The organism is Bacillus infantis NRRL B-14911 (genome assembly GCF_000473245.1).
Taxonomy (GTDB): domain Bacteria; phylum Bacillota; class Bacilli; order Bacillales; family Cytobacillaceae; genus Bacillus_AB; species Bacillus_AB infantis.
The window spans coordinates 4,383,948-4,402,297 of the sequence record NC_022524.1; the positions used below are offsets into that span (position 1 = coordinate 4,383,948).

The window sequence follows — 18,350 nt, forward strand, 5'->3', positions numbered from 1 at the left end:
GATGAACACAATTTGTTGCAGTTTAGCAGCTTCCTATTTCCGTCAAATTCCCCCATGTTTCGCGTTGCTATGTAGGTGAAAATGGAGCATTCCTGGAAGAAAAACAGTGCTTCTCTCCTAAATGACAGAATAGAACTACTATACACGTATTCTATTCTACCAAAAATGGATGATATTTCAACTGTTTTTTACAATATTCTCCCTGCAAACTGTTTTTTGCCAGAAAACCCACTTATGCCATGCATTAGGAGTGTAATACCAGCAACAAAAATTATTATACAGGTAATTTACTTTAGATGGAAGAATTACCATGGCAAAATAATACTAGTTTGACATAGTAATTGTTTCCAGCACTTCCACCTCTTATTATAGACGATGTGAGTTTTGATTTAGTTTCAGGTTTTTTATATTATTTTCCAAGAAAAAAAGCATGCAGAAGAGCTGCATGCTTTGCTGAACTCACCTTGCCAGTGTATGCACATCGGCTTTGGTGTATGCTATATTTTTTTGTATGTTTCCAAAGTCTGATCGGCGAGCTGTTTGACAGAATAAAGAGCCGATGCTTTTTCGTAGAGTTTTTCTCCCATTTTTGAGAGTTTTCTCTGATCCTTCTCTTCAGCTGCAGCCAGAATGGCTGACTCTATCGCAGATGCATCTTTGACAGGCACAATCCAGCCCAGCGAAGGATCGGAAATCAAATCCTTCACACCGCCCACATCTGTAGAAATGACCGGAACATGGGCGCGGGCCGCTTCCAGAATGACGAGCGGAAAGCTTTCGCTGTAGGATGCCAGCAGCTTGACGTCAGATAGGGACAGATATGAGTGAACATCATCATGGAAGCCGAGGAAGCGGACTTTTTCCGCGATCCCTTTCCTGGCAGCTTCCTTTTCAAGCTCCTCCCGTATCGGTCCGTCGCCGATCAAGAGCAGCGTTGTATCCGGTCTTTTTTTCAAAAGGCTCTGGAAAGCATCAAAGACAACGGTGTGGCCTTTGATTGGATGCAGGCGCGCCACCATGATGACGGCAAACTCCTCTTCTGAGAGCCCTAAATCTCCCCTTGTCAGATTGTTTTTCAATTCTTTATCAAAGGAAATGCCGTTATAGATAGTCGTAATTTTCCCTGCCGGGATGCCAAAGCCGGTGATCATGCTTTTGAAGCGTTCAGATACGGCAAAGAAATGATCAATTTTACGGATGACATTCATATTGATTGCAGTAAAGACACGACCTTTAATCCCGCCTTTGATAAAGTCCTGCTCAGGATTGCTGTGGATTGTGGTGACCCATTTGAACGGAATCATTTTTCTCACCATATAGGCGAAAAGGTTTGCCCTCGGCCCATGAGTATGGACAATGGTGATTCCTTCATCTTTGATCACCTTTTTAATCCTCGATAAGATGGACAAGTCATAGCGGGATTTCTGGTTGAAGAAGACCAGCGGGATTCCAAGCTCCCTTGCTTCCTGTGCGAGCTTCCCTTCCTGGAAGACGCCAAGCAGGATGTCCTCAGACTTTAGATGGCTTAATAAAGAAAGAAGGTGGTTTTTTGAACCACCTGTCTCCCCTCCGCTGATTAGATGCAATATTTTCATGACTGCTCATTCCTTTTGACTGTAAATGTTCCGGCAACAGCTGCCAGCATCATGAAGAAATACGTTGTATATGTTTTATCTTCCCAAATATTGTAGAGCAGCGCACAGGCAAATACCGCCAGCAGGACGCTCATAAGGGCGATTGCCGCTTTAGATTCCTGTCTGTTTTTCCACAGGAAGAACAGCATGCCTAAGAGAAAGACAGCAAACAGGATGACGCCAACTGCCCCTGTCTGGGCAATGATCTGAATATACTGGTTGTCCGAATAGATGTCATTCTCGATGCCATAGTCATCATAGATCGGTGAAGAATAGCTCTTTGCCGCTGAATCGCCGTAAGTGGCAAAGCCTGTGCCGATAACGGGGTGGTCTTTGAAGATTTCAAAGCCCTTGTTCACAATGAATAGACGGCCGGTTGTCTTGCTGAGCTCAACGGTCGACATCTCGAATGTTTCCTTGAAGCGCCGCTCCTCATCTGAAGGCTGTTCAGTCTGGTCTGCAGGCGTTTCGGTGCGCGGTACATCCTGATCCAGGCCCTGGAGCTTAAAGTAGTTCGCTCCTTTTGTCACGGGAATATTGACCAGGACAACTGCAATCAGGATGCCGATTACGATATTGCGGGCCCTCTTCCACTCTTTTGTGAGCAGGATATAGACAACAAAAGCAATCACAAAGCCGATATATGTCCCGCGTGAATAGGTCAGCGTGATGACGCCAAGCATAAGCACAAGGCCGATATTGATGAACAGCCTTGTCTTGCCATTATTGACGAGCTGTTTCAGGTACACGCCAAGCATGAACGCAATGGACAGGTACACAGCCAATACGTTCGGATTGTCGATCAGTCCGTAGATCCTGACGCGGTTATTGTAGGACAATGAGCGCCCGACCCATTTTTCCGGCATGAGGAGCGTCCTCAGGGAGAGCTTCTCTACGAGGCCGTGCAGACAGAGCAGGATGGCCATGAAGAAGGTTGTCCAAAGAAACTTCAGTATATCTTCTTTTGTAATATTCAGGCGCCTTACAACATAAAACACGATATACGTGATCAGGAAGGCTCTGAGCTGAAACACGATGGCAGTTAGCGATACACCGGTCAGGAACGCCGAGATGGCTCCCACTGCACAAAAGGCGAAGAACGCCCATTCGAAAATATGGAATTCAAATATCTTCTTCCATTCTTTCTGAAGAAGATATTTCAGCACCACACTTGCGAATGCCGCCAGGATGATCAGATCTCCTGCCATCTTCAGCGATGGATTTATTTCAATCAAAAACGAACGGGTCGGAAAATAAATCAGCAGGTTCAGCAGGCCATTCTTCGGCGAGAAAAACGCATACAGGGCCAATAGCGCCGATACCCCAAGCCCGACAAGTGAATGGGGAATTACGAGTGCAAGGATGATCAGAGGCACGCTTATGAGTGCAAAAGGAAAATCTCTCCATGAAATATTCATCAATCTAGGTCCTTTCTTGCCTTTTACTTTGCTTATGCAGGATAAAAGGCTTGAAAAGTAGTCTTTCAAGCCTTTTGTGTTCTAAGAAGGCAGTCCAATAAAGTTCTCTCCATTTATAACATGGGGAACTGGAGCAGTCTATATTAAAAAGTTGAAAATCCTGTGAATCTTAACCAATCCCTACCGGCGGGACATGATCTTCAGAAGGAACCTCGGCAGGGCGAGCTGCCGCTTGAAGCGGTGCGGCTCCTTCATCAGGCGGTAAAGCCATTCAAGGCCGAGCTTCCGGTAAAAGGACGGTGCCCGCTGCACCTTGCCGGCAAAGACGTCAAAGCTTCCGCCGACACCCTGAAATACTTTAACGTTAAGGTTCGGCATATGCTCACGGATCCACAGCTCCTGCTTCGGGCTGCCCATGGCAACGAACAGCAGCTCGGCGCCTGATTCATTGATTTTCTCAACAAGCGCCTGCTGGTCCTGGACATAGCCGTTTTCATAGCCGGAGATGATGAGCCCCGGATATTTTTCCTCAAGCTTCCGTTTAGCCTCTGTGACAACCTCTTCCTTGGCGCCATACAGAAATACTTTATGGTTTTCCTCAGCAGCGAAGCGGATCAATCTTTCCATCATATCCACGCCGGTCACCCTGGAGGTGATGCTCCCGCCCTTGAGCTTAGAGGCAAGCAGGATGCCGACGCCGTCAGGGATCTGATAGGTGGACCCGTTGATCAGGCCGCGCAGTTCTTCGCTTTCTTCCGCTTTGATGACTTTTTCAGGATTTACGGCAATAATGGTCGACTGTTTCCCTTCCATCATCCTGGTTCTGAGATCATCAATAATCTCTTCATAATTAAGAGGGGAAACATCGACCCCTAAATATTGCTCTTTTCCCATTCTACTCATCACTTTCTTTTACTCATAATGTAATGGGCGCCAGCATGGAAAGGTCGCCGATGCGGTATACCTTTACATGATCAGCATCCATGTCTGTACAGTTCTTCGTATCAAACACAACAGGAGAAGCCATGCCTGCAAAATCCTCTGCCTTCAGTTCGCGGAACTCAGAATGGTCTGCAAGGACAGCGACCACATGGGCACCGTTCACTGCTTCCTCAAAAGAAGACAGCTCAAAATCCACCTGGTGGTTCTGTACATGCGGATCATAGGCATGAACCTCGAAGCGCGGATTGCTTTTCAGCATTTCGTAAATTTCAAGTGCCGGGCTTTCGCGCACATCATCAATATTGCCTTTGTACGTCAGGCCGAAAACAGCGATCTTCGGCTTTTCCAGCTGTACAGTAAGCTTCTCGATATTCTCAACCACAAAATGAGGCATAGAGTTGTTGATGCGGCGGGCTTCCTGAATCAATGGCGATTCTGCCTGCGCTTTTTCCACGATGAAGTAAGGATCGACTGCCAGACAGTGGCCGCCTACTCCTGGTCCAGGCGTATGAATGTTCACGCGCGGATGCTTGTTGGCAAGCTCGATGACATTATGCGCATTGACGCCAAGCTTCTGGCTGATTTTCGCCAGTTCGTTGGCCAGTGCGATATTGACGTCGCGGAAGGTGTTCTCCATCAGCTTGGACATTTCAGCAGTCACTGCTTCTGTTTCAATCACATCGCCTGTGACGACGGCACGATAGACATCTGCCGCTTTTTTCGCAGCAACCGGTGTCGTTCCGCCGACGATGCGTGTGTTTTCAATCAGCTCAATCAGGATTCGGCCTGGGAGCACGCGCTCTGGGCAATGGGCCACATAAATATCATTCTGTGTATCAAATCCGCTTTCCCGAAGGATCGGTGCCACAACATCATCCATCGTTCTTGGCGGGATCGTTGATTCAACAATGACGACATTGCCTTTTTTCAAAAATGGTACGATTGACTTTGTAGCATTGACAACATAGTCGACATTCGCTGTATAGTCTTCGTGGATCGGCGTCGGTACGGCAATGATGAAGACATCTGCTTCCTCAGGTGCTGTGGAGGCGCGCAGTTTGCCTGTCTCCACTACCTCTTTCACAAGCTCCGGAAGGCCGACTTCTTCTATATGGACTTCCCCTTTGTTCAGTGAATTGACGACACGTTCGCTGACATCCATGCCAACTACTTCATAGCCGGCTTTTGCAAAAATGGCCGAAGTTGGCAGGCCAATATATCCTAATCCAATTACACAAATCTTTTCCATCAAATAGGACCTCTCTTTATAAGCTTCAATAGTGATATACCGGGCTTTTTTGTTACCCGGTGAACAATCTCAAATAATTTCTAACATAGTATAACAAATCCTGACAAACCTTGCATCATTGACATTGTCTGAAAGCAGTTATAATGATAAAATATTGTTTAGCTTTTTAGGGGGCGTTTTCACCGGCTCCTTTTCTTTTATGTTGCGAAAATATTCTGCTTTGCATTCGCAATTTTTTACCAAGAGGCTTAATTTTAATGCCGGATGAAAGCATATGTGCATACTAAAAGAAAAGCTTTCTGGCGGGAAATGCAGCCTTAACCCACTATAAGGAGGAAATACTTCTTTGAAGATTGTCATCTCAGGATTCTACGGACTTGGAAACACAGGCGACGAAGCCATCCTGGAATCTATTGTCGATAATTTGCGCGATCAATTGAATGAACCAGAAATTACCGTTTTTTCACTATCTCCGGAACAGACTGCAAAGGAACATCATGTCAAAACCGTTTACCGGGGCTGGCGCCAGGATTTTAAAGGCAAGGTCAGAGCACTGAAGGAAGCCGACCTGCTCGTGTCCGGCGGCGGGGGACTTTTGCAGGATACATATCCGACTAAGTTTATATTCGGACCGCTTCCTTATTATTTACTGATTGTATTCCTTGCCAAGCTTTGCGGCACAAAAGTCATGTTCTTCTCCCAGGGTATTGGACCTGTCAACTCCACCTGGGGCAAGATACTAATGAAGGTTTTTGCCAATATGGCCGACTTCGTTACAGTCCGTGACCAGTTCTCTAAGGACCTGCTGCACAAGCTTGGCGTCAAACGGCCTGAAACGGTTGTCACATCAGATATCGTATTTGCTTTCCATCCGAAAAAAGATACAAGCTGCATCGACAGCCTTGATCTTGAACGAAAGGATAATCTGGTTGCCGTTTCTGTGCGTCCATGGTTTGAGAAGGTAAAGCAGTTTGAACAGATTGGCCAGATCCTTGACCGCTTGATTGAAGAGCGTGATGTAACTCCTATATTCGTGCCGATGGAAGGCCATCATGATGATGAGGCGAGCAAAAAGGTGCTTGCCCACATGAAGCATGCTGACAAATGCCATATCCTCGGGACGAAATTTACGCCAAATCAGTATTTAAACTTTATCGGCGAATGCCAAATGACGATCGGCATGCGCCTTCATGCCCTGATTTTCTCAACGCTTATGGGTGTTCCGCATATCGGCCTCAGCTACGATAAAAAGGTGGAAAGCCTGCTGAAGCGCAGCGGGATGTGGGAATTCTCGGCCGTCCTTGAAGAAATGGATGCTGAAGAGCTCACCAAGAATTCACTTCACCTTCTGGATAACCGCGATAAATACAGCACGGTGGTCAAAGCAAATGCTGAAGGTATGAGAAAAGAAGCTGTCCGCAATGTTGAGCTGCTGAAAGAAAACTTTTTACGTTAATGGAGGCGCCAAAATGAAAATATTAATTGCTACCGCATACGATTATCCGCACGCGGGTGGACTTTCCACCCATGTAGCGACATTAAAGGCCGGGCTTGAAGAGCGCGGGCATGAGGTTGATGTCCTGTCTTTTTCTGATATCAGCCCTGCCGTCCGCAAGGTGTATGCCCAGGGGCCAAGCTTTGTCATTCAAAAGCTTAAGAAAGGACGCGGCATCCTGTGGAGCCATCATGCCCGGAAGAAGCTGATCCAGAAGCTGATTGAAAAGAACAAGCATAAGCAGTATGACCTGATCAATGCACAAGATCCATTTACCACGCTTGCTGCCATCGAAACGGGCATCCCGACTGTCTCGACTGTCCACGGCTATATGGCATTCGAATCTGTCAGCAAGGGCAGCATCATTGAAGGAAGCCCTGAGGCAAAGGAAATGCAGGATATCGAGATCAAGGCCTATAAAGGGACACGGAAGATCGTTACCGTCGACCAGCGCCTGAAGGACTATGTAAAGGAAATGTCGGGCGTGGAAGGCAATGCCATCCGCAACTTCATCGATATTCACAGCTTCAAGCCTGATAAAGATAAGAAAGGCCAGCTTCGCGACCAGTACGGGGTATCACGAGACGAGCATGTCTTGTTCGTGCCGCGCCGCCTGACAAAAAAGAACGGGGTCATCTACCCTGCCCTGGCTTTGCCTGCTGTGCTTGAAAAGTATCCAAACACCAGATTAATTTATGCCGGAAGCGGCGAAGCGTTAAATGAAATTAAGCAGATTGTCGCGGAAAATAAAATGGAGGACCGTGTTACCCTGCTCGGTGCCGTCCCTCATGAAAAGGTAAAAGATTATTATGCCCTCTCCGATATCGTTCTTGTGCCGAGCGTCCACTCTGCAGGCGTGGAGGAAGCTACCTCCATTTCGGCTCTTGAAGCGATGGGCTCCGGCTCTCCGCTTGTCGCCTGTGCAGTCGGCGGCCTGAAGGAGATTGTCGATCCCGGCAAGGACGGCTTATTGGTTGAGGAAAAGAATGTAGAGGAGCTTTCCGAAGCTATTCTGTACTTCCTCGAAAATCCGGAAAAAGGTGAAGAAATGGCGAAAAATGCACGCGAAAAGATTGAGAAGGAATATTCTCACCTTGCCGCTGCAGCCAAATATGAGGAAATCTACCTCAGCGCGCTGAAGAAATAATTGTGAAGAGCCTCAGGGAGAGCACCAGCTTTACCTGGGGTTTCCTTCTACCCTTAAATAGAAAGTGAATGAAGAATCCATGTCAGGATTAAAAAAAACCGCCATCTGGATTACGCTGCTTGCCCTCGTCCTTAAGCTGTCAGGCTTCCTGCGCGAGAGCATCATTGCGAGAGAATTCGGCGCAACCGATTTCACAGACGGCTATTTGCTTGCTTTTTCTTTTATCACACTTGTTGTGGCCATGATTTCAGGCGGATTCAATAATGTGTTTCTGCCCTTGTATATAAAGCACCGGAATGCTGACACAGCTGCCACCGAGCGGAATGCGAGCGGCATCATGAATGCGACAGTGCTAGTCTTCCTGATTGTTACGGTTGCCGGCTATTTCTTCGTCCCGTATATCGTCCCATTCATCTACGGATCGATGAACGAGGTGCAGGAGAAGGTCGCCGTCGATATCACGCAATTCTTCTTCCTTTTCATGACAGCGATTGCCTTGAACGGAATTCTGGAATCCTACCTGCAGGGCAGGCGCGTGTTTGTTCCATCCCAGATTTCGAAGCTCCTGGCAACATTGATGGGTGCCGTTTTCGCCCTGCTATTCTCTGATTCCTGGGGCATTAACAGCCTTGCCTACGGCTTTATCGCTGGTACGCTTCTTGGAACCGTCCTGCAGATTTTTTATCTCAGGAAAAGCGGCTTTCATTGGGAGCCGACGATCAAGGTGGATAAAGTATTCCGCAACACCTTTCTTGCCCTTCTTGTACCGGCCTTGCTCAATTCAGTCGTCGGGCAGATCAATATGTTCGTCAATAAAACATTTGCCGCCGGGACGATTTCCGGTGCTGTCACTTATCTGAATAATGCTTCCCTCCTGGTGAGCATCCCGCAGGCGATCTACGGCACGACGATTGCTGCGATCATCTTTACCCTGCTGTCAGAGCAGGTGGATAACCATAAAAAATTCCAGCAGACCTTCTTCATGGGCATGCAGATCTCCCTTGTCACCCTGATGCCAATCGCCGTCGGGCTCCTGCTTGTCGGTGATGCGGCCATTGCCTTCATCTATGAAGGCGGGAGATTTACGGCCGAAGACACGCAAAATACCTATCTTGCACTTCTCTTGTATCTGCCATTGATTGTGACGCAGGGCCTGCAGTACATCGTCTCGAAGTCAATGTATGCCCGCGGGAAGACGGCGATCATCCTCCGGATCAGTGTAACGACGATTCTATTGAATGTGCTGCTCAACTGGCTGTTTGTCGGTCCGTTCGGCTATCCGGGGCTTGCTTTGACCAGCTCTGTCGTCTCCTTCTATTATCTGGGCGTATCTACCTATGTGGTCTACAAGGACTTTGATGCAGGCGAAAGAAGGAAGCTTATCTCCTTATTCATCCGCGTGCTGCTGCCATCTGTCATCATGGCAGTGCCGCTCTACCTGATCAAGCAGTTCACACCGGTCTCCGATTGGCTGCCGCTGTTCGAGCTGAGTATTCTTGTACCGCTTGGCGCCATCCTTTATGCGGGAGGATTATATTTCTTCTACCGCCAGGGATTTGTTCAGCTGCTTTCTGTTGTCCGGAAAAAACGGGGCGGAAGCTCTGCTTGAGTATAGCGCGAAAAGCGCCAGCTATCTTGCTGGCGCTTTTTTCTATGGCTCTTTGTTGCTATTCTGCCGTCCATATTAATGATGATAAAATACTCTTTCAGGAGGCAAATGCTGCTCCTGCTTTCCACTTTCTTATGTGAAATATTAAAAACCAGGTTGGAAGGACTGTATTTCTTATTCCGATATATACTGCTCAATTGTGGGGCATCAAGAAAAGCTATTTAAGAGCCACTTTTTACTTCCCCTCAAAGAGTGGACCTTCCTGGCCTGAACGAGGTAATCAGTGCCAGGTTGAAAAATAGGCGGAGAATTTCCCTCTAATTTCCAAAAACCTCTAAAAAAAGCTCAAATAGACGGAGAATTTCCGTCTATTGGCTCAAAGAATAAGAAAACCGGCAGTTTTGCTCCGCTTAACGGGAATTTCTCCCCTTATTTACACCCACGAGTGCCATATTCAGCAGCATAACCGGAAAATCTCCGCTTATTTTCAGGCATGCTGTTCACGGACTTCCTGTTTTTTCAAAACCATTCCTTCACTATCCTGCCGCGTTGGCTGATTAAGCCTCTTTTTACACACAATACTATAAAATGTAATTTATTCCTTAAAGGCAAAAGAGCCTTTAATATTGGTGCTCAAAATCAGTCATGATCCACTTGTTTTCCACCTTGCTGATTGTGATGACGATGGTGAGGACACCGTGAAGATCGCTTTTATGTTTCTGGGTGATTTTATATTCTGAAGGGCTGGTCTGCTTCAGTTCATAAGGCTGTGATGTGTCCAGGAATATCGGCCCTTCGGTAGCAACAAGATAAAGTCCATCCGCCTTTTCTTCAACTATATAGCCAAATCTTTTCTTTGCGAGCTGTTTGGTCATAATGGAAGAAAATTCAGTGTAAAACTCTTCCTCTGTTTTGAAGGTTGGATGCTTCAAATTAGCATCAAACTTTTTTAACTGCTGATCAAACAGCGTCATGGAACTTGCCGAGAGCCCGCTTGCTTCTGCCCTGCTCAGCCCGCCCTGCTCCACTGGTTCTTCTTCCTGCTGATGATCCTCAGGTTCGTTTGCTTCAGGCTGTTCTTCCTGTTCTTCCTCTGTTTCCTCTGTTGGCGGAAGATTGTTCTGTTCTGGATCTTGTTCTGTGTTTTCCTCTGGTTCCTTGTTTTCGTTCTGGTCCGGCTGATTGTCGGGGGCCTCTGCTTCTGTATCTTCCTGCTTTTCGGTGTCTTCTATATTTTCGAGCAGCAGGCTGTTATACCCTTTGGCTTCAAGGATGGAGTCTGCAATCTTGAATAATTCTTCTTCCTTTAGGTCTCCCTGCTTCTCAACGACCTGATAGAAGCCTTCCGCTTCCCAGATGATATACGACTGCCCGTCTTCTCCATGATAATAGGTGCCGGCCAGATTATCTGCCAGCATGAGGTCAGAGCCTGCCTGCTGATCGTCCGACAATTCCTTGCGCATCTGATAGGAAAATGTATTCTGCTCGTTCGCCGAATTGGTGAATATATGCTCATATAACTCTCCTACTGTATGCATATGCTTAAACACATAATTTTCCGGTATATAGGGAGGTGTGATCAGCTCCGGTTTCTTTTCGGCAGTTTGCTGCTGATCTTCTTCCTGCTGGTTCACCAATGAATAGACCCCTGCAGAGGAAGCGGCAAGAAACACGGCTGTCAGCATAACAGGAACCCATTTTCCTGCCTTCTTTCGGGAATGTCTTTGGGCTGTCCTTGTTTCCTTCTGCCTTATGGTTCTCATAACATTTGCTTTCATATCAGGAGTAAATCGGAATTCCGCAAGTTTTCCGCTATGCTTTTGATCTTTTACTTCTTCCAGTTCTTTCTCCATTCCACTCACCTCTCTTCGTCAAAGACTTTTTTAATATTTCCTTGCCTCTTGTCATGCGCGATTTCACGGTATTCAGGTTCAGCCCGCATATATCGCCGATCTCTTTCTGGGTGCATTGCTGATAATAATATAAGAAAATGATTTCGCGGTATTTTAAGGGAAGCTGCAATATTTCATTCAGCAGCTCTGTCTTTTCCTCCTGTTCGATTAAATCCTGTTCGGCACTGCTGCTGCCGCCCGTGAAATAGGAGGAAATCACATCGCTGGCATGCATTTTCCGGTAATGCCAGCTGGTGACATAATCTTTGCAGTGATTAACTGCCACTCTGTAGAGCCAGGTATCAATGGATGAATTTCCCTGGAAGGTATCCAGCTTTTCATAGCATTTGATGAAGATTTCCTGTGCGAGATCTTCTGCGGTCTGATGATTGCGGACATACGAATAGGCAAGATGGAGCACATCCGTGCCATGCCGGTCCATCAAATCGCTGATGATTTCATGTTTATCCAATCATGTCCCTCCTCTCGGGGAGATTTATTTATTTTTTAGACGAGGCGTGGGGGAAGAAGGTTGATTTTATTTTTTTGGGTGGGCATGGAAAAGCGCCGGGGTTTTGGCCGGCGCTAAGATATAAACTATTATTTTTAATGGAGCTGTTGATTTCCGTTGCAGGCACTTCGCTTTCCGCGGTGCGGCGCTGAGCCTCCTGGCGCTGCACGCTGCGGGGTCTTAGCTTTGCAGCTGCAATCCCGCTGGATTCTGCGTGTCTGGAACGAAGATCCACAGGGATTAATTATTTTTCTGCAGTTCTTCAACCGAGTAAGATCACATAGCATTTGCCCTTTAAACCACTTATTAGTTTTTCGCTTCCTTCATCTTAACGGAGCGTTCGAGAAAGAGCGCGTATTGGCCGCGGTCGACTGTATTGTTTCCGTTGTATGGAACCGAGTTGGTGATTTTGTTATAAGCAAGCTTGCTGATATCCGTGCGGTTTGGATGGAATGGAGCGATTCCAGCGAAATGATAGCCTGCTGGCGGCTGGTTATAGGTGTCCCCGAATGAACGGACCAGAATGCTCGCCATTTCCGATCTTGTAAGCGGATCATAAGGTTTGAGCTTTCCGCCTGCGCCCATGATGCCGTTCGCTTCCGCGATGAGCATATATTCATAGCCCGGGCTGCCCGGCTTCATATCATCAGCTTTCATCTTATAGCCTGCCGGCAGCTTCAGGTCCAGCGCCTGGACAATCAGCTTGGCAGCATGATAGCGCAGCAGCTTCACTTCAGGGCGATAAGTGCCGTCCGTGTAGCCGTTAATGGTATCCCTTGTCTGCAGGAAGGTCACCGCCCGGGAAACTTCCTTATTATACACATCTTTGAAATAAGTTAATTCATTGGAAGTGACAAGATTGGAGGAGGCCATATACCCTTCGAAGCCTGTCCCCTTCACTTTGTAGAATACATATTGGTTATAGATGCTCGATCCGCTTTCGTACGGTCCGCCTGTGATTTCTACCGGTGTATAATGCAGGATGGCTTCCGGTGTCGCATCAGTGATAGAATCACGCAGGTTGGAAGTAGAACGGGCAGTGTTATATGTATATGCGACTGCTTTGTTCTTATAGTTCTGCGTTGTTTTCGTGCTGGTTGGCCATGTATAGTCGACTCCTGCCGGGAATGTCATCAGCTCAGGACGAGATGCATCCGGATAGCGGATATCCAGCTTCGGCGTTTCCCCCAATTCCACCAGGCTGTTTTCCCTGATTGTCTGGAATACCTTCTCCTGGTAGGCATTGCCGCCTGCATGGTTCGGGTCATTTCGTTTGGAGAGCCCATTATAGCTCATGATTGCAAAATACCAATCTTCAATCTTCTCTTTCTCATGATTGTTCACCTGAGGAAGATTGCTGTTATTCCACTTGCGAAGCAGCTGATCTGCTCCCTGCTCGATATTGTAGCGCGTATCCTTTTTCAATCTTTCCACGTCAACGTTATATTGGCTGATTTCTGATGGCGTCAGCGTCAGCTGCATAATGCCGATTCCGCCGTCATTGGAAATGATCGGAGACCCATTGCCGTCAAACTGCATCATACCTGTTTCCACATAAGCGATCGCCTTCAGAATTTCTGCCGGGATGCCTTTCTGAACAGCCACCTCGCGCAGCATCTTCTGCACCTCGGCAATATTCACCTGGGCATTTGCTGCCGTGATCAGCGGCTGGACAGAAGAAGCTGCCTTTGTCACTCCTTCAGCCTGCACTCCTGCACCCGCACCCAGGCTGAGCATAAATACACCGGCCGCAGCCATTTTCACTAGTTTTTGAGATTTCATGCTATCCCTCCTCTTCCAGTATTTTAACATATTGGGAGATTGGGAAGAAATATTTGTCATTATGGAGGGTAAATTTTGGTAAAAAATGTATAGTTGGGCGAATAAATGAAATTTTGGGGCGAATCACCTTTAATTTGGGTAGAATCAACGAGATTTTAGGGCGAATCAGCAAAACATTAGGCGGAATCCTTTTGAAAAAGATAGAGGAATGAAAAATTCACCTGCTGATTCGCAGAAATTAGGTCATTCTTCCTATCTCCGGCTAAATCCTGTCCTGAATCAGCCGATATTTAATATAGTGAATGATAAAAATGACTCTATCAATCAGTCTTTTACCTTTTGCTATATCTTATTGACTTGTGAGGGAAAACTCTATGCTAGATAAGCATAAATCTTACCGTAAATTCATGGCGGCTTCTGTAACAGGTGTTATGGTCGCAAGTGCCGTATCACCCCAGCTTGCAGGCGCCCAGCAGCCTGTGCTTTTTTCTGATGTAGCACCAAAGGATTATTACTACGAAGCGGTCACCAGCCTTTCAAAAAGGGGAATTGTGAAGGGCTTCGGACAGGGAGAATTCCGGCCCGGCGAAATGGTGACAAGAGCCCAGGCGGCCAAAATGGTTGCTTTAGCATTAGATTTAAAGACCGATCAATTAACAGATCCAGGATTCAAGGATGTACCAAAGACCAATTGGGCCTATCGCTATATCACCGCCCTGAATAATGCCGGAATTCTTCATGGCTATGGCAGCCAGTTCAAGCCGAATGACCCGATTACCCGGGCACAGCTGGCAAAAATTCTGACGCTTGCTTTTAAACTGCAGGAAAGCCCGCTGAAGGATCAGCGTTTTACTGATGTGCATGCTAAAGACTGGTTTGCAGGCTATGTGCAGCCGCTGATTGAAAACAAAATTACGCTCGGAACGACGGCTAACACTTTTTCACCTTCCCAAATCGTGACCCGCGGCCAGATGGCGGCATTTATATATAGAAGCGAACAGGCTGTCAATACCATGCAATCTGCCGCTGTCATTAAAGAGATTACAGAGGAACAGCTTATTACAGATAAGGGGATTTTTCTTCTCTCTCCTGAACAGAAAAAATGGATCACTCCAGATAATGCCCAGATTCTTAAAAATGCAGTCATTCACTATCAAGCTGATGAACATGTAATAGAGAAGATTGCCTCTATTGAAATCAAGGCCAGCGGGAAGCCCGCTGCAGAGAATGCCGCTGAGTTTTCCGGAAACCTGTTATTTGACGGGAAAGGCGCTGTGATTGAAGGGAATGTAAAAGTGTCAGGCGATTTCCTATCCTTGAAGAATCTGACCATCATGGGGGATTTAGAGATTGCAAAAGAAGTAGAAAATGACTTCTATATGGAAGATGCCATCGTCCATGGGAAAACCCTGGTTAATGGCGGCGATTCAAATACGGTGGTGTTCAAAGATTCCCGTTTAGGGTCTGTGGATGTGAATAAGCCTGAAGTGCGGGTCGAATCGCTCGGCCATTCTGCTGTTGGAGAGCTTGCTATTCATACCAATGCTACTATCACCGCAGATTCTGGCGTCACTTTTCCGAAGGTATCCATTACAGGCAGCGCAAGCCAGATCAATCTGCAGGCTAATATTGATTCTCTCACTATTTCCAGCAGCAAAGCACTGAATCTCACTGGATCAGGTAATGTAAATAAATTAGAGGTGAGCTCCACCGTTCCTGTTTCACTGGACTACACTGGACAGGTTCAGACCTTGTCTATCACCCAGGCAAAAACCAGCCTGGCGATCGGGTCTAATATGCAGATACAAAACCTTGTGACACCGGCAAAAGTGGAGGCGCAGCAGGTTGTAAAGAACTTTGAAGCCATCCAGTCCCAGGTCGCCAACCTGAACGGGTCAGCCAATCCGGCCGCTGCACCAAGGAATAATCCTCCTGTGCAGGCAAATCCGGTATCAAATAAAACCATTAACCTGGAAGACGGCCCTATTGTGATCGACGTATCAGAGGTTTTCACTGATGCCGATCAAGAGCCCCTTACCCTAACTGCGATGTCCCGTGCACCCGGGGTGGCTGCCGTGCAGCTGGCTGGAACACAGCTGACCATCACACCTGCAGCTGCGGGTACAGCACTCATCCAGATGTCTGCAACCGACGGGAAACAGTCGGCTGTTTCACGATTTAGCGTTTTTGTAAATACAAAGCCGTCCGGTACAGACCTTCCTGCCCAAACCCTGACACTTGGCTCTGCAGGCGGGACGCTTGATTTATCCTCTTATTTCCAGGACGGAGATGGCGACACGCTGACCTATACAGCTGTATCAGACAATCCGGCCATAACTGAGGCTGATATCGATGTCAGTACGCTTTCCATTTCTGCTGTCAGTGCAGGCACTGCCACAGTCACAGTGACAGCGGATGACGGCCGCGGAGGAACCATCAGCAAGACATTGCAAGTGCTGGTGAACCGCGCTCCTGAAGCGTTTCTGAACATTATCGACCAGACCGGGACGATTGGCGAACCGGATATAGAAATAGATATAAAGAATGTCTTCCGGGATCCTGACAGCGATTCTTTAACCTATGAAGTGACGTCAAGCCACCCTCCCGTTGCCGGCGCTTCACTGGACGGTACAGTTGTCAAATTGCATCCTGCCGGACCAGGTGAATCAGCCATAACCATCAAAGCCAGAGACGGAAAAGGCGGTTCTGCAGAGATTTCATTTACAATCAATGTCAACCAGGCACCAGCGGGGACTTCTATCGCTGATCATATTCTCACCCTTGGTTCTGAAGAAAAAACAATTGATCTCGCCAGCGTGTTCAGCGATCCTGACGGAGATGCGTTAACTTATAAGGTCGTATCACAGGATTCTTCCATTGCAGGTGCAGCCGTCAGCGGTTCTCTATTGAAAATAAAGGCTGAAACTGCCGGAACCTCCGTCATTACTGTTACAGCGGAGGATGGAAAAGGCGGGAAGACATCCAGAAGCTTTACTGTGCGGATCAACAGGAATCCTGTTGCCAGCCCGATTGCAGATCAGACGCTTTCCTTGGGGAGTGCAGCCAGGATCATTGATTTGTCCCAAAATTTCACAGACTCTGATGGTGATGAATTATCATTAAGTGCCGTATCAGCGGATTCCAGCATCGCTCAAGCGGCGCTCACTGGAAAGGTCTTAAAAATCTCTTCGATTGGGACTGGGGAGACTACTTTGACCGTCACAGCTTCTGATTCTTTTGGTGGAACTGTCTCTCAAGCTTTCAGTGTTACAGTAAAACCAAACGAAGCACCTGTTGTTCAGCAGGTAATCGGGGACAGGAAGTCAAAGCCGGCTGATGAAATTGTCATCGATCTTGCTGATGTGTTCACCGATCCGGAGCAGGATGAACTCATCTATGAGGCAGAATCATCCAATCCTTCTAGTTCAGACGCTGAAATATCCGGCAGTTCACTCACAGTCACCGGCGTCCAGGATGGGAATGCTGTCATCACCGTGACAGCAGCCGATGCTTCCGGCAACAAGGTCAGCACCACTTTCACGGTTACCGTTTCATCGAATGCTGCGCCTTCAGTGTCCGGCTCTATCCCTGAACAGGTCATTGGTGCAGGGGTGCCGGGAAATCAGTTTTCAATTGACCAATTATTCTCTGACTCCGACGGCGATCAGCTGACCTATTCAGTAACGGCAGCGGACGGAGCCCTTGTCAATGCCAGCATCAATGGGAATCTCCTGACCCTTATGCCGGGAACAGGCTATGGAAAAACGACTGTCACTGTCCAGGCAGATGACGGCAACGGCGGGACAGCAGCAGCCATTATTGCCGTAAACGTCGCCAAAGTTGCACAATACAAAAAAATCACAGCGAAAAAGGGTATTGCAGATGTGTCTTATGATATGACATCCCTCTTCCCGGCCCAGAATAACCTGACCGTCTACCGCCAGATCAAAGGGCAGCTGACACAGAGCGGCACCCAGCCTCTGAACGGAAAAGTGTTTAAGATAGTACCAGGTGAGACAGGATCTATTGTGAATTGGTGGATTACAGCGGAGGATGGAACAGCCGTATTTATTGAACTCACCGTTCAGGAACAGCAAGGCCCAGAAGTCTTTTTCTCAGAATACACCCGGGGAGAAGATGGCAGGATTGCTTTAGAGATTTATAACAAAAATGACAATGCGCTGAACTATCAAGTGATAGGATACCGGTACAATACGAAAACCAGCCAGATGGAAATAATGAAAAACAGTGATATTACTCCTCAACCTTTTGGAAGAGTCAGCGGAATTTATCCGGGTATGTACGGGATGGTCATTAACTATACGTTCTATGATTTAATGGATATCGCACCGGTCCCATACTACAATGACGAATTGGCCATGACCACTAACGGCAAAGACGGCTATGTTATTTGTGCCTTCGAGCTTTTAAAGAACGGACAGGTGGTTGATGTCATCGGAGATAAAAACTGGACACCAGGCTCCACTTCTGAAATCCTGCCTGAATTTGGCACAATGATCCGGAAGAAGGGGATTGGCACAGGGTCCACTTCCTTTGATTTGAGCGGGGAATTCGATGTGACTCCGACAACATATGCCAATCTGGGTAGTCATACACCTTGATAGATTGGAAGCTGCCTTGGATGGGGCAGCTTCTTTTTACATAACAAAG

At 47.3% G+C, this 18,350-nt stretch carries 11 protein-coding genes; 4 read left to right on the forward strand and 7 right to left on the reverse strand.

All coding sequences use genetic code 11. The features are described from left to right. Positions 1 to 497 precede the first annotated feature (497 nt). The 4 genes from N288_RS21710 to N288_RS21725 all read right to left on the reverse strand — a co-directional run bounded on the left by N288_RS21710 (position 498) and on the right by N288_RS21725 (position 5,243). A complete protein-coding gene (locus N288_RS21710; protein WP_009792710.1) occupies positions 498 to 1,595 on the reverse strand; it encodes a glycosyltransferase family 4 protein in 1,098 nt (365 codons plus the stop codon). Continuing rightward, positions 1,592 to 3,052: an O-antigen ligase family protein gene (locus tag N288_RS21715; protein WP_009792709.1), complete on the reverse strand. Its 1,461-nt coding sequence runs from the start codon at positions 3,050 to 3,052 to the stop codon at positions 1,592 to 1,594. Before N288_RS21715 ends, N288_RS21710 begins: the two co-directional genes overlap by 4 nt. A 180-nt stretch (positions 3,053 to 3,232) precedes the next feature. Beyond that, positions 3,233 to 3,946, reverse strand: coding sequence for a WecB/TagA/CpsF family glycosyltransferase (locus tag N288_RS21720; RefSeq protein WP_009792708.1), 714 nt, complete (start codon positions 3,944 to 3,946; stop codon positions 3,233 to 3,235). A gap of 22 nt (positions 3,947 to 3,968) precedes the next feature. Continuing rightward, positions 3,969 to 5,243 carry a nucleotide sugar dehydrogenase gene (locus N288_RS21725; protein ID WP_009792707.1) on the reverse strand — a complete coding sequence of 425 codons (1,275 nt, stop codon included), beginning with the start codon at positions 5,241 to 5,243 and terminating at the stop codon, positions 3,969 to 3,971. A 346-nt stretch (positions 5,244 to 5,589) separates the two neighbouring features. Here N288_RS21725 and csaB point away from each other — a divergent pair, with 346 nt between their 5' ends. From csaB to murJ, 3 genes are all read left to right on the forward strand, one after another. Next, positions 5,590 to 6,699, forward strand: a complete 1,110-nt coding sequence (csaB, locus tag N288_RS21730; RefSeq protein ID WP_009792706.1) for a polysaccharide pyruvyl transferase CsaB — start codon at positions 5,590 to 5,592, stop codon at positions 6,697 to 6,699. A gap of 13 nt (positions 6,700 to 6,712) precedes the next feature. Next, entirely contained in the window at positions 6,713 to 7,885 is a 1,173-nt protein-coding gene (locus N288_RS21735; RefSeq protein WP_009792705.1) for a glycosyltransferase family 4 protein, read from the forward strand. Positions 7,886 to 7,964: 79 nt separating this feature from the next. After that, positions 7,965 to 9,494 carry a murein biosynthesis integral membrane protein MurJ gene (gene murJ / locus N288_RS21740; RefSeq protein ID WP_035402059.1) on the forward strand — a complete coding sequence of 510 codons (1,530 nt, stop codon included), beginning with the start codon at positions 7,965 to 7,967 and terminating at the stop codon, positions 9,492 to 9,494. A 620-nt stretch (positions 9,495 to 10,114) separates the two neighbouring features. Here the strand turns inward: murJ and N288_RS21745 are convergent. The 3 genes from N288_RS21745 to N288_RS21755 form a co-directional block, all read right to left on the reverse strand. Next, positions 10,115 to 11,347 (reverse strand): DUF4367 domain-containing protein, encoded by a 1,233-nt coding sequence (locus N288_RS21745; protein ID WP_009792703.1) that lies wholly within the window; start codon positions 11,345 to 11,347, stop codon positions 10,115 to 10,117. Then, entirely contained in the window at positions 11,307 to 11,858 is a 552-nt protein-coding gene (locus N288_RS21750) for a sigma-70 family RNA polymerase sigma factor (RefSeq protein WP_009792702.1), read from the reverse strand. Before N288_RS21750 ends, N288_RS21745 begins: the two co-directional genes overlap by 41 nt. A gap of 345 nt (positions 11,859 to 12,203) precedes the next feature. After that, positions 12,204 to 13,679, reverse strand: a complete 1,476-nt coding sequence (locus N288_RS21755; protein WP_022544483.1) for an S-layer homology domain-containing protein — start codon at positions 13,677 to 13,679, stop codon at positions 12,204 to 12,206. Positions 13,680 to 14,053: 374 nt separating this feature from the next. On the opposite strand from N288_RS21755, the gene N288_RS21760 reads away from it, so the two are divergent. Next, positions 14,054 to 18,301, forward strand: a complete 4,248-nt coding sequence (locus tag N288_RS21760; protein WP_009792699.1) for an S-layer homology domain-containing protein — start codon at positions 14,054 to 14,056, stop codon at positions 18,299 to 18,301. Positions 18,302 to 18,350 lie beyond the last annotated feature (49 nt).